Source organism: Herbaspirillum chlorophenolicum, from assembly GCF_001189955.1.
Taxonomy (GTDB): Bacteria; Pseudomonadota; Gammaproteobacteria; order Burkholderiales; family Burkholderiaceae_D; genus Herbaspirillum; species Herbaspirillum chlorophenolicum.
In genome coordinates, this window is sequence record NZ_LFLT01000037.1 from 25,444 (window position 1) to 42,429 (window position 16,986).

Consider the following 16,986-nt stretch of genomic DNA (forward strand, 5'->3'; position numbering starts at 1 on the left):
GATGCCAAAGAAAGAAATGATGGGTGTGCTAGGCAGTTTGCGCACGGGTGCGCCAGAAGCGCCACAAGCCTTCCGCGGAGTATACCGCGAGCGCCAGCCAGATCACGCTAAAACCGATCGCGCGATCGCCCGCGAAGGGCTCGTCGTAAATCAGCACGCCGGTCAGCAACTGGATGGTAGGCGAAATGTATTGCAACAAACCCAACAGCGACAGTGGAATGCGGCGCGCTGCCCGGGCGAACAATAGCAGCGGCACCGCCGTCACCGGCCCCGACAGCACCAGCAAGGCCTGCGCCCCCAGCGAGGCGTTGAGGAAACTGTTGCTGCCGCGCCAGGTATCGATGCCGAGGATGGCCAGTACCAGCGGCAGCAGCATCAGCGTCTCCAGCGACAAGCCTTCCAGCGCGCCCAGTTGCGCGGTCTTGCGCAGCAAGCCATAGAGCCCGAAGGTCGCCGCGATGATCAGGCCGATCCACGGCAGGCTGCCGTTGGCGATGGTCAGCCACAGCACCGCCCCCAGCGCCAGCACCACTGCCAGCCACTGCAACGGCCGCATGCGTTCCTTCAGGATCAGGTAGCCCAGCAAGACGCTCACCAGCGGGCTCATGAAATAGCCCAGGCTGGTGTCGACGATGCGCCCGGCGTTGACCGCCCAGACATACAAGGTCCAGTTGCCCGACAGCAGCAGCGCCGAGAACAGGAAACCCAGCAGCACGCGCGGCTGTTGCGCCGCCTGTTTCAGCCACGCCCACTGGCGGCGCCACACCAGCACGCCGGTGAGAAAGATGAAGGACCAGAACAGGCGATGGATGACGATATCGAAGGAGGGAATCTCCTTGAGCATCTTGAAGTAAAGCGGGAACAGCCCCCACAGCAGGAAACTGGAAATGGCGTAGAGCATCGCGGAACAGGAATCTTATAGTTAGGTCGTTTTGTCTTATCCGTGACGATGCTCAATGCGCCGGCGCCGCCACCGAGGTCTCGTGCTTGGCGACCAGGTGATACAGCAGGAACGCCGATATGCCGCAAACAGCCATGACCGACACCAGCGGCAAGGCGGTGCCGTCATGCCAGAAACTCATCACCACACCCGACAACACGCCCATGCCGAACTGCAGCGTCCCCATCAATGCCGCCGCGGTGCCGGCCTGGCGGCCCTGGTGCTTCAAGGCGATGGCCGTTGCGTTAGGGCCGGTGAAACCATAGGAGGTAAGGAAGCCGAAGAAGCCGACCAGCAGCAGCGGCAGGCTCTCCAGGCCGGCTGCCACCATCAGCGCCACGAACAGCGACAAACCGGCCGGCAGCCACAGCACGCGGCCCAGCACGCGCTCGGCCGAGCGTTTCATCACCAGGCGCGCATTGACCTGCGAGGCAGCGATCAGGCCGATGGCATTGGAAGCGAAGACGAAGCCGAAGTACTGCGGCTTGATGCCGTGCAGCTCGATGATGACGAACGGGCCGCCGGAGATGTAGGCAAACATGCCGGCCTGCACCAGGCCGCCGCACAGCACATAGGCCATGAATTGCTTGTGGCGCAGCAGTCCCCAGTACTGGCGCAGCGTGCGGCCCAGGTGCAACGGTTCGGCCCGATGCACGTCGACGGTCTCGGTCAGGTATTTGCGGGTGCCGACCAGGCACAGCAGGCCGAAGATGGTCAGCACCACGAAGATGCCGCGCCAGCTCGCCACCACTAGCATGATGCCGCCGATGAACGGCGCCAGGATGGGCGCCAGGCCGAACACCAGCATCAGCATCGAGAAGGCCTTGGCCGAACCTTCTGCGCCCATGCGGTCGCGCACCATCGCGCGCGGGATCACCATGCCGGCGCTGCCGCCCAGGCCCTGGAAGAAGCGCAGCAGGATCAACGTCTCAATGTTTTGCGCGAAGACGCACAGCAGCGAACAGATGAAGTACAGCGTGATGCCGAAGAACAGCGGCGGCTTGCGGCCGAAGCGGTCGGACAGCGGACCGTAGAACATCTGGCCCAGCGCCAGGCCGACCAGGAACGTGGCCAGCGTGAGCTGGACCAGATTGGTGTCGACGTTGAGATCTCTGGCAATGGCGGTGAAACTGGGCAAGTACATATCGATGGCCAGCGCGCCCATCGCAGTCAGGCCCGCAAGCACCGCCAGCCATGGGGGAAATTTGCCCGTCGAGAGCGATGTATCTTGCGAGGTTTCTTTGGCGGGCATGAGGAATTCGGTAAGACGGCCGCACAGATGGCCGGTGGAGTGAGCCTGCCATTATAAATCCTCAGCCATTTTCCTTCAGGCAAGGGGCGACCGGCCACGGCCTGCGGCTCGCTGACATCGGCCTGACAACCGGCCTGACAACCGGCCGGAATGCGTGGCCGGCATGCAAAGAAACGCAAGGCAACGGCCATTCCCTGAACCAAAGATACCTTGCAGCATCATACCTTCATGCCAACCACGCCGAGGAAAAGCAGATGACCGCACGCCACGAAGAAAAAAAACACTGGGCCGTTGAAGACATCGACTTCGCACGCATCGACACCGCGCACGTACGCAAGGACGAGAATTTGTTCTACCTCGTGGCCTGCGCTTCCTTCATCGAAAGCGGCTCCGACCTCTATACCCATAATCTGGTCGAGTATTACCGCGGCGATGACGAGGTGGAAAGCTGGCTGCGCGAACAATGGGAGCGCGAGGAACTGCAACACGGCGCCGCGCTGCGCGCCTATGTCGCATACGTGTGGCCGGAGTTCGACTGGGAACGCGCCTACCAGAGCTTTCTTGATGAGTATTCGCAATATTGCAAGGTGGAACTGCTGGAGCCCACCCGTGCGCAGGAGCTGGCCGCCCGCTGCGTGGTCGAGACCGGCACCGCGACTTACTACCGGGCGCTGGCGCGCGCTACCGACGAACCGGTATTGAAACAACTGGCCGGCCTTATCGCCAACGATGAAGTGAACCATTACAAGCACTTCTACCAATACTTCCGGCGCTACCGCACCCTGGAAAAAATCGGCCGTTCGCGTGTGCTCGGCACGCTCGGCCGGCGCACGCTGGAACTGAAGAACGAAGACGCCGATTGCGCCATCCGCCACGTGGTGAAAGTGCATCGCCCGGACCTGGCCGCCGACCCGGCGCGCCTGAAGGAACTGACATCCCAGATGAGCCGTACGGTACGCATCAACCTGAAGCCGGAAACGACGATCAAGATGATCATGCGGCCGCTGGAACTGCCTGTCATGGTGCAGAACATGATCGAATTCCCGATCCGCCAGTTCATGCAGCACGTGCTGCTGCGCTGAACTACCTTCCTCCCGCAAAACCGGCATGGCGTGAAGATTGTTGCACGCCGTGCCGGTTCGCTTATCCCCCTGTCGGATACCCCAGGCCGAACGCAGCAGGCGCCTGCATGGCAACAAGCCCCCGATCCGCCACGCGCCCCAACTTCGCGCACACGCCAGCGCCAGCTTGGTGAAACCGACAGTCAGGCCCTTGCCTTGTCGACAAAATGTCCCGCATTTGGTGCGGAAATTTACGCGCATTGGCAACATCGTTGCCCCTCCCTCGCCCTCCCACGCCCCGCTTTGATGCATGCGGCCACCCGCTCCCCATCATTGGCACGCATTCTGCTAAAGCGACAAGGCAGTCAGAAAAACTCTTCCAACTCTATTCTCTGAGGGAGCAACCATGTCACGTCGTACCGTACTGAAAGCAACTGCACTTGGCGCATTCGCACTGGCCGCATCGTCCTGGCTTCCGTCCGCCTTCGCCGCGGACACCATCAAGGTCGGCATCCTGCACTCCCTCTCCGGCACCATGGCGATCTCGGAAACCTCGCTCAAGGACGTGGCGCTGATGACCATCGATGAAATCAACGCCGCCGGCGGCGTCAACGGCAAGAAGCTGGAACCGGTGATCGTCGACCCGGCGTCCAACTGGCCGCTGTTCGCCGAAAAGGCCCGCCAGTTGATCTCGCAGGACAAGGTGTCGGTAGTGTTCGGCTGCTGGACCTCGGTCTCGCGCAAGTCGGTACTGCCGGTGTTCAAGGAATTGAACAGCCTGCTGTTCTACCCGGTGCAGTATGAAGGCGAAGAGCTGGAGAAGAACGTGTTCTACACCGGCGCCGCACCGAACCAGCAAGCGATCCCGGCCACCGAATACCTGATGTCGAAAGAAGGCGGTGGCGCCAAGCGCTTCGTGCTGCTGGGCACCGACTATGTGTACCCGCGCACCACCAACAAGATCCTGCGCGCCTTCCTGCACAGCAAGGGCGTGAAGGATTCCGATATCGACGAGGTCTACACCCCGTTCGGCCACTCCGATTACCAGACCATCGTCGCCAACATCAAGAAGTTTGCGGCCGGCGGCAAGACCGCGGTGATCTCGACCATCAACGGCGACTCCAACGTGCCGTTCTACAAGGAACTAGGCAACGCCGGCCTGAAGGCGACCGACGTGCCGGTGGTGGCATTCTCGGTGGGTGAAGAAGAACTGCGCGGCGTGGACACCAAGCCGCTGGTCGGCCACCTGGCGGCCTGGAACTACTTCGAATCGGTGAAGAACCCAGTCAATGCCGCCTTCATCAAGAAGTGGAAAGCCTATGCCAAGGCCAAGGGTCTGCCCAACGCCGATACCGTCGTGACCAACGATCCGATGGAAGCGACTTACGTCGGCATCTACATGTGGAAGCAGGCCGTCGAAAAAGCCAAGTCGACCGATACCGACAAGGTGATCGCAGCGATGGCCGGCCAGACCTTCAAGGCGCCGTCCGGCTACACGCTGGAAATGGACAAGACCAACCATCACCTGCACAAGCCCGTGATGATCGGTGAAATCAAGGCCGACGGCCAGTTCAACGTGGTCAACAAGACCAAGACCACGATTCGTGCCCAGCCCTGGAGCCCGTACATCCCGGGTAACGAAGACAAGCAGAAGATGTAATGCCCTGGTGGCCGGCGCATGCCGGCCAGCCTTCGCGGCATGGCGGTGTACTCGCCGCCCGCCGCGAAGGGTTGCAACACCCACCACGACACAACAGCCAGAACCCGCTGCGCCAGCCGTCCGGCATCTTGCCCAAGGTCCGACCATGCGCTCGGGATACGGCACACAATCACAATGAAAACAGCCATTCCGTTCTTACGCGCCTTGCTCGCGCTATGGCTTTGCGCGCATGCGTTTTCCGCCAGTGCGGCGATCGACCCGGCGCTGTTGAAGCCGCTGGGAGGAGACGATCCCGATGCGCGCATCGAGGCGGTCAACAAGATCGCCGCGCTCGCCAATGACGATGCGGTGAAGATCCTCAATGCCTTGAACAGCGACGCGCTGTACGCCACGCCGGCCGGCGACGTGCTGATCGTCGACGATGCCGGCAACGCCTTCAATCCGGCCACCGACCAGACCGGCCCGGCGCCGGATGACGCCGAAGGCATCACCGTCAACAACCGCCTGCGCGGCGTGGTCGAAGGTGCGATGTCGGGCCTGAAACTGCTGTCCCAGGATCGCAACACCCGTCTGGCGGCGGCCGCCGACTTGCTCAAGAATGCCGATCCGGCGCAACTGTCGCTGATCGAAAAAGCGCTCGCCAAGGAAACCGACCCGCAGATCAAGGACGTGCTGCAGCAAGTGCAGGCCACCGCCAATCTGCATGCGCCCGATCCGGCCACCCGGCGCGCCGCGGTGAAAACCCTGGGCGACACCACTAACGCTTCGCTCAAACCCGCGCTGCAACAGATGCTGGCCAGGAATCCCGACGGCAGCTACATCGAGCCTGACGAAGGCGTGCGGGTGGAAGCCGTGCGCACGCTGGCGGCGCTGGACCGTCACCTGTCCATCGTCGATTTCGCCGGCAAGCTGTTCTACGGTATCTCGCTGGGCAGCGTGCTGCTGCTGGCGGCGCTGGGCCTGGCCATCACCTTCGGACTGATGGGCATCATCAACATGGCGCACGGCGAGCTGCTGATGATCGGCGCCTACACCACCTATGTGTGCCAGCTGGTGTTCCGCAAATATTTCCCCGGTGCCATCGACGCTTATCTCGTGGTGGCGCTGCCGGCGGCCTTCATCGTCGCCGGCGCGGTCGGCATCGCGCTGGAACGTCTGGTGATCCGTTGGCTCTACGGCCGCCCGCTGGAAACCCTGCTGTGCACCTGGGGCATCAGCCTGATGCTGATGCAGGGCGTGCGCTCCATCTTCGGCGCGCAGAACGTCGAGGTCGCCAACCCGAGCTGGATGTCGGGCGGCGTCACCGTGCTGGGTTCGCTGGTGCTGTCCTATAACCGCATCGTGATCGTGTTCTTCGCGCTGTTCGTGGTGTTCGCGGTGTGGCTGATCCTGAACAAGACGCGTCTCGGCCTGTTCGTGCGCGCCGTGACGCAGAACCGCCGCATGGCCTCCTGCGTGGGCGTGTCCACCGGCAAGATCGACATGATGACATTCGGCCTCGGCTGCGGCATTGCGGGACTGGGCGGCGTGGCGCTCTCGCAGCTGGGCAACGTCGGCCCCGACCTTGGCCAGGGCTATATCGTCGACTCCTTCATGGTGGTGGTGCTGGGCGGCGTCGGCCAGTTGGCCGGTACCGTGATCGCGGCATTCGGCCTCGGTGAAGTGAACAAGTTCCTGGAGCCGGTGGCGGGTGCTGTGCTGGCCAAGATCGCCATCCTGGTGTTCATCATCGTCTTCATCCAGAAGCGTCCGCAAGGCCTCTTCGCACTCAAGGGAAGGAGCGTGGAATGAACACCATGATCATGCGGCCCTCTTTATTTTCGAAGCCCGCCTGGACCGGCATCGTCGTCTGCACCGTGATCCTCGCGCTGCTGCCGATCTGCAACCTGGCCTTCCCCGACGGCAGCGCGCTGCATGTGTCGAGCTACACCATCGCCCTGGTCGGCAAGTTCATGTGCTATGCCATGGCGGCGCTGGCGCTGGATCTGGTGTGGGGCTATACCGGCATCCTGTCGCTGGGCCACGGCGTGTTCTTCGCGCTGGGCGGCTATGCGCACGGCATGTACCTGATGCGCGCCATCGGCCGCGACGGCGTGTACCAGAGCAACCTGCCGGATTTCATGGTGTTCCTCAACTGGAAGGCCTATCCCTGGTACTGGTGGATGACCGAGCACTTCTGGTTCGCCATGCTGCTGGTGGTGCTGGTGCCGGGCCTGCTGGCGTTCGTGTTCGGCTACTTCGCCTTCCGTTCGCGCATCAAGGGCGTGTACTTCTCCATCATCACGCAGGCGATGACCTTCGCCTTCATGCTGCTGTTCTTCCGCAACGACACCGGCTTCGGCGGCAACAATGGCTTCACCGACTTCAAGCGCATCCTCGGCTTCACCATCACCGCACCGGGCACCAAGGCGGCGATCTATCTGGTGACGCTGGTGCTGTTGTTCGGCGCGCTGTTCGTGTGCCGCATGATCGTCACGTCCAAGCTGGGCCGAGTGTTGCAGGGCGTACGCGATTCCGAGTCGCGCCTGATGTTCATCGGCTACAACCCGCTGTGGTTCAAGCTGTTCGTGTGGACGCTGTCGGCCGTGATCTGCGGCATCGCTGGCGCCCTCTACGTGCCGCAGGTGGGCATCATCAATCCGTCGGAAATGTCGCCGGCCAACTCGATCGAGATGGTGATCTGGGCGGCGGTGGGCGGCCGCGGCACGCTGCTGGGGCCGATCATCGGCGCGTTCACCGTCAATGGCTTGAAGAGCTGGTTCACTGCGGCCTTCCCCGACCTGTGGCTGTATGCGCTGGGCCTGATCTTCATCCTGGTCACGCTGTTCCTGCCGCAGGGCATCGTCGGCCTGATCCAGAAACTGAAAAAGCGCGACGCGCAATCCTCGCCTGCCGCCGAAGGCGAGCCCGCGACCAAGGAGGCAGCATGAGCGCAATCGAACCGGGCAAGGCGCCCAGCGCCCCGGCCGGCATCGGCGGCCTGGGCGGCAACGTCGACACGCCGCACGCCGACCACGGCGCATCCTACGAACGCATCAAACCCGAGGGCGTGGACACCAGCCACGGCGCGATCCTCTATCTGGAAAACATCTCGGTCGTGTTCGACGGTTTCCGCGCCATCAACAACCTCAACCTCGACATCTCGGTGGGCGAACTGCGCTGCATCATCGGCCCCAACGGCGCCGGCAAGACCACCATGATGGACGTGATCACCGGCAAGACGCGGCCGACTGCCGGCACCGCCTTCTTCGGCCAGACCATCGACCTGACCCGGATGACCGAGTACGAGATCGCGCACGCCGGCATCGGCCGCAAGTTCCAGCGCCCCACGGTGTTCGAACAGCACACGGTGTTCGAGAACCTGGAACTGGCGATGAAGATGGACAAGCGCGTCAAGACCACGCTGTTCGCGCGCCTGTCGTCGGAACAGATCGGCAAGATCGAGGAGATCCTGAAACTGATCCGCCTGAACGGCCAGGAGAACCGCCTGGCCGGCCTGCTCTCGCATGGCCAGAAGCAATGGCTGGAGATCGGCATGCTGCTGATGCAGGAACCGCAACTGCTGCTGCTGGACGAGCCGGTGGCCGGCATGTCGGACGCCGAGACGGTGCGCACCGCCGAACTGCTGAACGAGCTGCGCGGCAAGCATTCGATCATGGTGGTGGAACACGACATGGGTTTCGTCGAGGAGATCGCGCAGGGCGGCAAGGTCACGGTGCTGCATGAAGGCTCGGTACTGGCCGAGGGCAACATGCAGCAGGTACAGTCCAACGAGCGCGTGATCGAAGTCTATCTGGGGCGTTAACACTATGCTGCAAGTCAACCAACTCAACCAGTACTACGGCGCCGCGCACACGCTGCGCGGCGTGTCGCTCAATGTCGAAAAGGGCAAGTGCCTGTCGCTGCTGGGGCGCAACGGCGTGGGCAAGACCACGCTGCTCAAATGCCTGATGGGCGTGCTGCCGGTGGCGGCGGGCAACGTCGCGTTCGAAGGCCACGACATCACCCGGCTCAAGCCGCACCAGCGCGCCAAGCTTGGCATCGCCTACGTGCCGCAGGGCCGCGAGATCTTCGCGCGCCTGACGGTGGAAGAAAACATGCTGATGGGCATGGCCACCAAGTCGGGCCGCAAGGCTTCGGTGATCAAGGGCGAGGTCTACGAGCTGTTCCCGGTGTTGAAGGAAATGCTGCACCGGCGCGGCGGCGACCTTTCCGGCGGCCAGCAGCAGCAGCTGGCGATCGCCCGCGCCTTGCTGGCCGAACCCAAGCTGATCATCCTGGATGAACCGACCGAAGGCATCCAGCCCTCGATCATCAAGGATATCGGCCGCGTCATCAGCCTGCTGCGCCAGCGCGGCGATATCGGCATTTTGCTGTGCGAGCAGTATTTCGATTTCGCGCGCGAGCTGGCCGACACCTTTGTGGTGATGTCGCGCGGCGAAGTCGTGGCGGCCGGCACGCAAGACCAGATGGATGACGAGAACGTCAAGAAACACCTGGCGGTGTAAAGCCGGCGGCCCTGCCACTGTGCATGCCGCTTTGGCAAGGCATGCGTTTTTGCGGCAGGTCTGCTATAACAACGCATCTTCATGCCGTGCGCGCAGGGAGCGTTCAACTTCCCGGCGCGCGGCGTTACCGCCCGTTCCGAACTCCAGAATTGTTGTCCCTGTATGAAACGCATCCCCGGCCAAGCCGACGCCGCCAGCACGCCCCCGCAACTTCCCGTCGCCACGGCAGGAGGAACCGGTGCGCACGCTGAAAAAAAGCACGCGCCGGACCACGCCCGCCTACTGCTCGGATTCACCGATGACGCCGGCACCACGCGCCTGACGCGGCGCGAGCATTTCGGCCCGCTGCGGGTGCAAAAGCCGCTGTATCCCGAAGCGCCTTCGGTGTGCCATGCCATCATCGTGCACCCGCCCGGCGGCATCGTCGGCGGCGACCAGCTGGCGATCGCGGCCGAGGTTGGCGATGGCGCCCATGCGCTGCTGACCACACCGGGCGCCGGCAAGTGGTATCGCGCCAATGGCGGTATCTCGCGCCAGACGGTATCGCTGCGGGCCGGCGCCGGGGCGACGCTGGAATGGTTGCCGCAGGAAACCATCTTCTTCGACGCCGCCGACGTGCGCATGGAACATGAGGTCGACCTGGCCGCAGATGCCGCTTATCTCGGCGCCGAGATCCTGTGCTTCGGCCGCACCGCCTCCGGCGAAAGTTTCAACAGCGGCAGCGTCGGCCAGCGCACCGGCATCCGCCGCGGCGGCAAGCTGGTGTGGTTCGAACAAGGCAAGCTGCAAGCCGAAGCCGGCGCCATGCACAGCCCGCTGGCGCTGGATGCGCAGACCGTGTGCGCCACCCTGATCGCCGTGGGCGATGGCATGGACAATGCCTTGCTGGGCAAGTTGCGCGAAACCATCGGCGCGCTGGCGCTGGAAGGCCGCAGCGGCGCCACGCTGATGAAGCAGGTGCTGGTGGCGCGCTACATGGGGCAGTCCAGCCAGGTGGCGCGGCAATGGCTGCACGCGGCGTGGCATGTGCTGCGCCCGCCGCTCATGCAGCGTGATGCGGCCATACCGCGCATCTGGAATACCTGACCTGACAAACCAATCCTGAACATTCGTAGAACCTGAAGGCCGCAAGCCGGCCGGGAGCCAACATGGAACTGACACCAAGGGAAAAAGACAAGCTGCTGATCTTCACCGCAGCCCTGCTGGCCGAACGCCGCAAGGCGCGCGGGCTGAAGCTCAACTATCCGGAATCGGTGGCGCTGATCACCGCCGCCATCATGGAAGGTGCGCGCGACGGCAAGACCGTGGCCGAACTGATGTCGGAAGGCACCACCATCCTCACGCGCGCCGACGTCATGGAGGGCGTGCCGGAAATGATCCCCGATATCCAGGTGGAAGCCACCTTCCCGGACGGCAGCAAACTGGTGACCGTCCACCATCCGATTCCCTGAACAGGAGCACGCCATGATCCCAGGCGAAATGCTGGTCGAACCCGGCGACATCGAACTCAATGTCGGCCGCGCCACCGCGACCGTCACCGTGGCCAACAGCGGCGACCGCCCGATCCAGGTCGGTTCGCACTTCCACTTCTACGAAACCAACCCGGCGCTGCTGTTCGAGCGCGATACGGCCTACGGCATGCGCCTGAACATCGCCGCCGGCACCGCGGTGCGCTTCGAGCCGGGCCAGCAGCGCACGGTCGAGCTGGTGGCGCTGGCGGGCGACCGCCGCGTATATGGTTTCAACGCGCTGGTGATGGACGGCCTCAAGAAACGGAAAGGGTAAGACGATGAGCAAGATTTCCCGTTCGGCCTATGCCGAGATGTTCGGCCCCACCACGGGCGACCGCGTGCGCCTGGCCGATACCGAGCTGTTCCTGGAAGTGGAGAAGGACTACACGATCTACGGCGAGGAAGTGAAGTTCGGCGGCGGCAAGGTGATCCGCGACGGCATGGGCCAGTCGCAGCGCGCGCACGCCGACGTGATGGATACCGTCATCACCAATGCGCTCATCGTCGACCACTGGGGCATCGTCAAGGCCGACATCGGCATCAAGTCGGGCAAGATCGCCGGCATCGGCAAGGCCGGCAATCCGGACATCCAGCCGGGCGTGACCATGGCCATCGGCGGCGCCACCGAGATCATCGCCGGCGAAGGCATGATCGTGACCGCCGGCGGCATCGATAGCCACATCCATTTCATCTGCCCGCAGCAGATCGAGGAAGCGCTGATGAGCGGCGTGACCACCATGATCGGCGGCGGTACCGGCCCGGCAGTCGGCACTGCGGCCACCACCTGCACGCCGGGGCCGTGGCATATCCATTCGATGCTGGCCGCAGCCGATGCCTTCCCGATGAACCTGGGCTTTTTGGGCAAGGGCAACGTCAGCCTGCCGCTGCCGCTGGAAGAGCAGATCCGCGCCGGCGCCATCGGCCTGAAACTCCATGAGGACTGGGGCTCGACCCCGGCCGCCATCGACAACTGCCTGACGGTGGCCGACCGCATGGATATCCAGGTGGCGATCCACACCGATACGCTGAACGAAGGCGGCTTCCTGGAACACACGCTGGCGGCCTTCAGGGACCGCACCATCCACACCTTCCACACCGAAGGTGCGGGCGGCGGACACGCGCCCGACATCATCGCGGCGGTGGGCCAGGGCAATGTGCTGCCCTCTTCCACCAACCCCACTCGTCCGTTCACCGTCAACACGCTGGACGAACACCTCGACATGCTGATGGTGTGCCACCACCTCGACCCAGCGATCGCCGAAGACATCGCCTTTGCCGAGTCGCGCATCCGGCGCGAGACGATTGCGGCGGAAGACATCCTGCACGACATCGGCGCTATCTCGATGATGTCGTCCGACTCGCAGGCCATGGGCCGCGTAGGCGAGGTGATCATGCGCACCTGGCAGACCGCGCACAAGATGAAGGTGCAGCGCGGTTCGCTGAAGGAAGACCCGTCGCGCAACGACAACTTCCGCATCAAGCGCTACATCGCCAAGTACACCATCAACCCGGCCATCACGCACGGCGTCTCGCATGTGGTGGGTTCGCTGGAGATCGGCAAGATCGCCGACATCGTGCTGTGGAAACCGGCCTTCTTCGGCGCCAAGCCATCGATGATCCTGAAGAGCGGCATGATCGCAGCGGCGCAGATGGGCGATCCCAACGCCTCCATCCCGACCCCGCAACCGGTGCACTACCGCATGATGTTCGGCGCCTATGGCGGCGGCTTGAAGACCTCGATGACCTTCGTCTCGCAAGCGGCTTTCAATGCCGGCATCGGCGAACAGTTGAAACTGAACAAGCCTGTGGTGGCAGTCAAGAACATGCGCAACCTGCGCAAGAGCGACATGATCCACAACGGCGCCACGCCGAAGATGGAAGTCGATTCCGAAACCTATGAAGTGCGCGCCGACGGCGAGTTGCTGGTATGCGAACCGGCCAAGTCGCTGCCGCTGGCACAACGCTATTTCCTGTTTTAATGCTTATGCTGACACTCAATACAAAAATCGAACAGTCCGACAAGATCGACGGCGAGCTGGTGCTGCCCTATGACCAGCGCGAGAAGAGCCGCCTGCGCGCCACCATGGTTTCCGGCGAAGATGTGGCGGTGTTCACGCTGCGCGGCACGGTGCTGCGCGACGGTGACTTGCTGCGCGGCGACGATGGCCGCGTGGTGAAGATCACCGCCGCGCTGGAACCTACCTACCGCGTCGACGTGGCCGACGCGCACCTGCTGCTGCGCTGCGCCTTCCATCTCGGCAACCGCCACACGCAGGCGCACATCGGCCATGAGGGCGGCGCCGGTTTCCTGCGCATTCGCAAGGATCCGGTGCTCAAGGAAATGCTGGAAGGCCTGGGAGCACGCGTGTCCGAAGAGCAGGCCGCGTTCGAACCGGAAGCGGGCGCCTATGGCGGCGGCCATCACCATTATGGCGATGACCACCACAATCCGCTGGCGCCAATTCCGCTGCGCCAGAAAATCCATCGTCCCAGCGATCCGAAGGAATCCTGAGCGCCATGCAAGCCACCGCCCTGCTCCACCTGCTGCAGCTGTCCAGCCCGTCGCTGCCGATTGGCGCATACAGCTATTCGCAGGGCCTGGAAGCGGCCATCGAAAACGGCAGCGTGAAGAACGAGGCCGACGCCCGTGCCTGGATCGCGCAGGCTTTGCATGACGTGGTGGCGCGCTTCGAGGCGCCGGTCTTCGTGCGTCTGATGCAAGCCTTCCAGGCACGCGACGCCGCAGCGGTCGCGCTGTGGACCGAGCGCTTCACGGCCGCGCGCGATACCTCGGAATTCCGCGCCGAGACAATCCAGATGGGCTATTCGCTGGGCAAGCTGGCCGCCGACCTCAAGCTGGGCGACGCGGATCTGTTGGCGATCCTGCAGGCGCAACCCGAGATACCGCTGCCCACTGCATTGGCGTTCGCTGCCGTGGCACTGGAGGTACCGCCGGCCGAAGCGGTGCTGGGCATGCTGTTTTCCTGGGCCGAGAACCAGGTGCTGGCATGCGTGAAGACCGTGCCGCTGGGCCAGGTCGCCGGCCAGCGCATGCTGCTGGCGCTGCGCCCGGAACTGGAACAGGCGGCGGCCACGGCGCAAGCGCTGCAGGACGACGAACTGTCGAACTGGTCGCCCGGCCTGTCGCTGCTGTCGATGCAGCACGAGGTGCAGTACAGCCGCATCTACCGATCCTGACGCTAACCCGAACATTCAACACCACCAAGAGACAGAACCTATGAGCAACCCTACTTCCAATCCGCTGCGCGTGGGCATCGGCGGCCCGGTCGGCTCCGGCAAGACGGCGCTGTGCGAAATGCTGTGCAAGCGCATGCGCGACCACTACGACATGGCCGTCATCACCAATGACATTTACACCAAGGAAGACATGGAGATCCTGCTGCGCGCCGATGCACTGCCGGCCGAGCGCCTGATGGGTGTGGAGACCGGCGGCTGCCCGCACACGGCGATCCGCGAAGATGCCTCCATCAACCTGGAAGCGATCGCGCGCATGAGCGCCGACTTCCCCGACCTCGACCTGATCCTGGTGGAATCCGGCGGCGACAACCTGGCTGCCACCTTCAGCCCGGAACTGTCGGACCTGACCATCTACGTGATCGATGTGGCCGGCGGCGAGAAGATCCCGCGCAAGGGCGGCCCCGGCATTACGCGTTCGGATCTGCTGATCATCAACAAGACCGACCTGGCGCCTTACGTGGGCGCAAACCTGGATGTCATGGCGGCCGATGCCAAGCGCATGCGCGGCGACCGGCCGTTCGTGTTTACCAACCTGCGCAGCGGCGACGGCGTGGAAAAGGTGATCGACTACATCCGCAAGCAAGGCCTGCTGGACAACAAACCGAAGAACTGACGTGCCGCACTGCGCCGTCCCATCCAACGATTTCAGATCTGCACAAGGAGAAAAACATGTTTGCACTTTCGACCAAGAACCGCACTCGCCTGGGCGTACTGGCCGTGGCGGCACTGGCCGCCAGTTCGGCTGCGGCGCACCCCGGCCATCCTGATTCGGTGATGAATGCCTCGGCCAGCTTCATGAGCGGCTTCGAGCATCCGTTTTCAGGCATCGACCATCTGCTGGCCATGCTGGCCGTCGGCCTGTGGGCCGCGCAGAACAAGCGGCGTGCGCTATGGGTGCTGCCGCTGGCCTTCCCGCTGATGATGGTGGTAGGCGCACTGTTGGCGATCGCAGGCCTGAACGTGCCGGCAGTGGAAACCGGCATTGCCGCGTCGGTGGCAGTACTGGGCTTGCTGATCGCTTTCGCGGTGCGCATGCCGCTGTGGGGCAGCACACTGGTGGTGTCGCTGTTCGCGCTGTTCCATGGCTATGCGCACGGCACTGAACTGCCGCACGGATCAATGGCCGCGATGTATGGCGCCGGCTTCATCCTGGCCACCGCACTGCTGCATGCGGCCGGATTGATCGTGGGCGTAGTGGCAGGTCGGAAGATGGCCGACCGCGTTGTGCGCATCGGCGGTGCAGGTATTGCCGCTGTAGGTGCTTATCTGCTGGCGGCTTGAGGCCCGGCTTGTCTTGAACGGCGGCCGCCTTGTGCGGCCAGCCAGTCACTCCGTCCCTTTGTTAATCGCTCAGGAATGGGGATGCACATCACCGGAAATCGTTTTGTTTAGTTCCACATGACTGCCTCATCTATTAAAGCTGTCACGCTTAGCGCATCGTCACGTTCCATCTTGTCGGCGGAGCAGGAAGTATTCAATACGCTGGTCCGGCAGATCGGAAGGCAGCGTGAGCAGCTTGCCGCCTGGGAGCAGGTAAGCGGCTTGTTTCAGAAGACCTATATCGCGGAGTTGCTTCCACTGCGCCTGACGGCCGGCCGTCTCACGCGTGAGCTGATACTGAAGCTGGATGCGCATGAAAACCATGAGGAGCTCAGCTCTTCGGAGCGGCAGACGATATCGGCATTGGTTCTCAAGCTGCTGCAGGAGTTTGATAGCGACGCATTGGATGCTGAACTCAAGGTAATCTACAACCGGCATGGTTCTTCCGACTATGACCAGGAAGTGGCGCTTGAAGTGGCAGAGATGAAAGCTGAGCTTGAACAGATGTTCGGCGAGTCGCTTGGTGAAGATCTTGATCTGAATTCGCGGGAAGAACTGATGCGACGAGCGCGCGCCAAGCTGGCGCAGCATGAAGCCAGGGAGGCGGCTAAAGAAGAAGCGCGAGCGCGAAGGAAAGATGAAAAGGCTTCGAAAGCTGGCCGCAAGAAGGCCGGAACATCAACGGAATCCCCGTTACGGAAAGAAAAATTGCAGGCTGAGTTGACCCAACCGCTGCGAGAGATCTATCGCAAACTGGCCAGCGCCTTGCATCCGGATCGTGAACCTGATGCCGAACTGCGGGTACGCAAGACCGAACTCATGCAGTCATTGAACCAGGCCTATGCCGCGCAAGATCTTCTGCGCCTGTTGGAACTGCAAATCGAACTTCAACAGATCGATCGGGATGCATTGCATGACATTGGCGATGATCGGCTCAGACAATACAACAGCTTGTTGCGGGATCAGCTGACGGTGCTTGAAGGTGAGATCCGGCAGACTGAAGCGCAATTTGTTCACAGCTATGGCCTGGCATCTTCCCGGAGACTGACGCCGGATAACCTTATCGCTTCGCTGCATGCCGAAATGGAAGAGGTGAGAGTGAGTGTCGATGCAATGGAAGGTAACCTGGGAAAGTTTTCCGACCTTAAGGTGTTGAAGCGCTGGCTCAAGGATGTGAAGAAGAACATCAGAGCGTCAACAATGGATAGCTGAAGGTGCTGTTTTCTTGCTGAGTCGTCTCTAGCAAAGAATTTGTGCGAAGTATTAATACTTCGCTGAGATAAAAAGCCGGCATCAGCCGGCTTTTTTATTGCGGGTGGCTGGAGGTAGCACCTAGATAAATAGGCTGTTGAGATGTTGAGATGGAGAAGAAGTGCTGCCGAGGAGGAGTAGCGGGAGCTACGTGTATCCCTGGCGAGGAGAGAGGCCGTTGTGCCGGCGAGTTTGGCCGGTAGTTGTGGATGTTGAGTAAAGATC

17 protein-coding genes are annotated in these 16,986 nt (G+C 62.6%); 15 read left to right on the forward strand and 2 right to left on the reverse strand.

All coding sequences use genetic code 11. The features are described 5' to 3' along the window. Window positions 1-28 precede the first annotated feature (28 nt). Together rarD and AKL28_RS18565 are read right to left on the reverse strand one after the other, a co-directional pair. Entirely contained in the window at window positions 29-901 is an 873-nt protein-coding gene (gene rarD, locus AKL28_RS18560) for an EamA family transporter RarD (protein WP_050469645.1), read from the reverse strand. Between the two features lie 52 nt (window positions 902-953). Then, window positions 954-2,192: a Bcr/CflA family multidrug efflux MFS transporter gene (locus AKL28_RS18565; protein ID WP_050469646.1), complete on the reverse strand. Its 1,239-nt coding sequence runs from the start codon at window positions 2,190-2,192 to the stop codon at window positions 954-956. A 254-nt stretch (window positions 2,193-2,446) separates the two neighbouring features. Between AKL28_RS18565 and AKL28_RS18570 the strand changes: the two genes are divergently transcribed. The 15 genes from AKL28_RS18570 (at window position 2,447) to AKL28_RS18640 (ending at window position 16,722) form a co-directional block, all read left to right on the forward strand. Then, window positions 2,447-3,274 (forward strand): ferritin-like domain-containing protein, encoded by an 828-nt coding sequence (locus AKL28_RS18570; protein WP_050469647.1) that lies wholly within the window; start codon window positions 2,447-2,449, stop codon window positions 3,272-3,274. 385 nt (window positions 3,275-3,659) lie between these two features. Next, on the forward strand, window positions 3,660-4,913 hold the full coding sequence (gene urtA / locus AKL28_RS18575; RefSeq protein WP_050469648.1) for an urea ABC transporter substrate-binding protein: 1,254 nt from the start codon (window positions 3,660-3,662) through the stop codon (window positions 4,911-4,913). A 174-nt stretch (window positions 4,914-5,087) separates the two neighbouring features. Beyond that, complete coding sequence (urtB, locus tag AKL28_RS18580; RefSeq protein WP_050469649.1) at window positions 5,088-6,704, forward strand: urea ABC transporter permease subunit UrtB; 1,617 nt, start codon at window positions 5,088-5,090, stop codon at window positions 6,702-6,704. Next, the gene (gene urtC / locus AKL28_RS18585) at window positions 6,701-7,843 is read left to right on the forward strand and encodes an urea ABC transporter permease subunit UrtC (RefSeq protein ID WP_050469650.1); all 1,143 of its coding nucleotides are present in this window, start codon (window positions 6,701-6,703) and stop codon (window positions 7,841-7,843) included. The genes urtB and urtC overlap by 4 nt, the downstream gene beginning before the upstream one ends. Beyond that, the gene (urtD, locus tag AKL28_RS18590) at window positions 7,840-8,718 is read left to right on the forward strand and encodes an urea ABC transporter ATP-binding protein UrtD (RefSeq protein WP_050469651.1); all 879 of its coding nucleotides are present in this window, start codon (window positions 7,840-7,842) and stop codon (window positions 8,716-8,718) included. Before urtC ends, urtD begins: the two co-directional genes overlap by 4 nt. A gap of 4 nt (window positions 8,719-8,722) precedes the next feature. Then, a complete protein-coding gene (gene urtE, locus AKL28_RS18595; RefSeq protein WP_050469652.1) occupies window positions 8,723-9,421 on the forward strand; it encodes an urea ABC transporter ATP-binding subunit UrtE in 699 nt (232 codons plus the stop codon). A gap of 162 nt (window positions 9,422-9,583) precedes the next feature. Next, entirely contained in the window at window positions 9,584-10,507 is a 924-nt protein-coding gene (locus tag AKL28_RS18600; protein ID WP_050469653.1) for an urease accessory protein UreD, read from the forward strand. A 62-nt stretch (window positions 10,508-10,569) separates the two neighbouring features. Next, the gene (locus tag AKL28_RS18605) at window positions 10,570-10,872 is read left to right on the forward strand and encodes an urease subunit gamma (RefSeq protein WP_050469654.1); all 303 of its coding nucleotides are present in this window, start codon (window positions 10,570-10,572) and stop codon (window positions 10,870-10,872) included. A gap of 13 nt (window positions 10,873-10,885) precedes the next feature. Continuing rightward, on the forward strand, window positions 10,886-11,206 hold the full coding sequence (locus AKL28_RS18610) for an urease subunit beta (protein ID WP_050469655.1): 321 nt from the start codon (window positions 10,886-10,888) through the stop codon (window positions 11,204-11,206). 4 nt (window positions 11,207-11,210) lie between these two features. After that, a complete protein-coding gene (gene ureC, locus AKL28_RS18615) occupies window positions 11,211-12,911 on the forward strand; it encodes an urease subunit alpha (protein WP_050469656.1) in 1,701 nt (566 codons plus the stop codon). A gap of 5 nt (window positions 12,912-12,916) precedes the next feature. Beyond that, window positions 12,917-13,444 (forward strand): urease accessory protein UreE, encoded by a 528-nt coding sequence (gene ureE, locus AKL28_RS18620; RefSeq protein WP_050469657.1) that lies wholly within the window; start codon window positions 12,917-12,919, stop codon window positions 13,442-13,444. Window positions 13,445-13,449: 5 nt separating this feature from the next. Further along, window positions 13,450-14,130, forward strand: a complete 681-nt coding sequence (locus tag AKL28_RS18625) for an urease accessory protein UreF (RefSeq protein ID WP_050469658.1) — start codon at window positions 13,450-13,452, stop codon at window positions 14,128-14,130. A gap of 40 nt (window positions 14,131-14,170) precedes the next feature. Continuing rightward, window positions 14,171-14,803, forward strand: a complete 633-nt coding sequence (gene ureG, locus AKL28_RS18630) for an urease accessory protein UreG (protein WP_050469659.1) — start codon at window positions 14,171-14,173, stop codon at window positions 14,801-14,803. A gap of 56 nt (window positions 14,804-14,859) precedes the next feature. Beyond that, complete coding sequence (locus AKL28_RS18635; RefSeq protein ID WP_050469660.1) at window positions 14,860-15,471, forward strand: HupE/UreJ family protein; 612 nt, start codon at window positions 14,860-14,862, stop codon at window positions 15,469-15,471. A gap of 117 nt (window positions 15,472-15,588) precedes the next feature. Then, the gene (locus AKL28_RS18640) at window positions 15,589-16,722 is read left to right on the forward strand and encodes a J domain-containing protein (protein WP_050469661.1); all 1,134 of its coding nucleotides are present in this window, start codon (window positions 15,589-15,591) and stop codon (window positions 16,720-16,722) included. Window positions 16,723-16,986 lie beyond the last annotated feature (264 nt).

Coding starts and splice junctions, on each gene's coding strand:
- rarD (WP_050469645.1), bottom strand. CDS start 901: ATGCTCTACGCCATTTCCAGTTTCCTGCTGTGGGGGCTGTTCCCGCTT.
- AKL28_RS18565 (WP_050469646.1), bottom strand. CDS start 2,192: ATGCCCGCCAAAGAAACCTCGCAAGATACATCGCTCTCGACGGGCAAA.
- AKL28_RS18570 (WP_050469647.1), top strand. CDS start 2,447: ATGACCGCACGCCACGAAGAAAAAAAACACTGGGCCGTTGAAGACATC.
- urtA (WP_050469648.1), top strand. CDS start 3,660: ATGTCACGTCGTACCGTACTGAAAGCAACTGCACTTGGCGCATTCGCA.
- urtB (WP_050469649.1), top strand. CDS start 5,088: ATGAAAACAGCCATTCCGTTCTTACGCGCCTTGCTCGCGCTATGGCTT.
- urtC (WP_050469650.1), top strand. CDS start 6,701: ATGAACACCATGATCATGCGGCCCTCTTTATTTTCGAAGCCCGCCTGG.
- urtD (WP_050469651.1), top strand. CDS start 7,840: ATGAGCGCAATCGAACCGGGCAAGGCGCCCAGCGCCCCGGCCGGCATC.
- urtE (WP_050469652.1), top strand. CDS start 8,723: ATGCTGCAAGTCAACCAACTCAACCAGTACTACGGCGCCGCGCACACG.
- AKL28_RS18600 (WP_050469653.1), top strand. CDS start 9,584: ATGAAACGCATCCCCGGCCAAGCCGACGCCGCCAGCACGCCCCCGCAA.
- AKL28_RS18605 (WP_050469654.1), top strand. CDS start 10,570: ATGGAACTGACACCAAGGGAAAAAGACAAGCTGCTGATCTTCACCGCA.
- AKL28_RS18610 (WP_050469655.1), top strand. CDS start 10,886: ATGATCCCAGGCGAAATGCTGGTCGAACCCGGCGACATCGAACTCAAT.
- ureC (WP_050469656.1), top strand. CDS start 11,211: ATGAGCAAGATTTCCCGTTCGGCCTATGCCGAGATGTTCGGCCCCACC.
- ureE (WP_050469657.1), top strand. CDS start 12,917: ATGCTGACACTCAATACAAAAATCGAACAGTCCGACAAGATCGACGGC.
- AKL28_RS18625 (WP_050469658.1), top strand. CDS start 13,450: ATGCAAGCCACCGCCCTGCTCCACCTGCTGCAGCTGTCCAGCCCGTCG.
- ureG (WP_050469659.1), top strand. CDS start 14,171: ATGAGCAACCCTACTTCCAATCCGCTGCGCGTGGGCATCGGCGGCCCG.
- AKL28_RS18635 (WP_050469660.1), top strand. CDS start 14,860: ATGTTTGCACTTTCGACCAAGAACCGCACTCGCCTGGGCGTACTGGCC.
- AKL28_RS18640 (WP_050469661.1), top strand. CDS start 15,589: ATGACTGCCTCATCTATTAAAGCTGTCACGCTTAGCGCATCGTCACGT.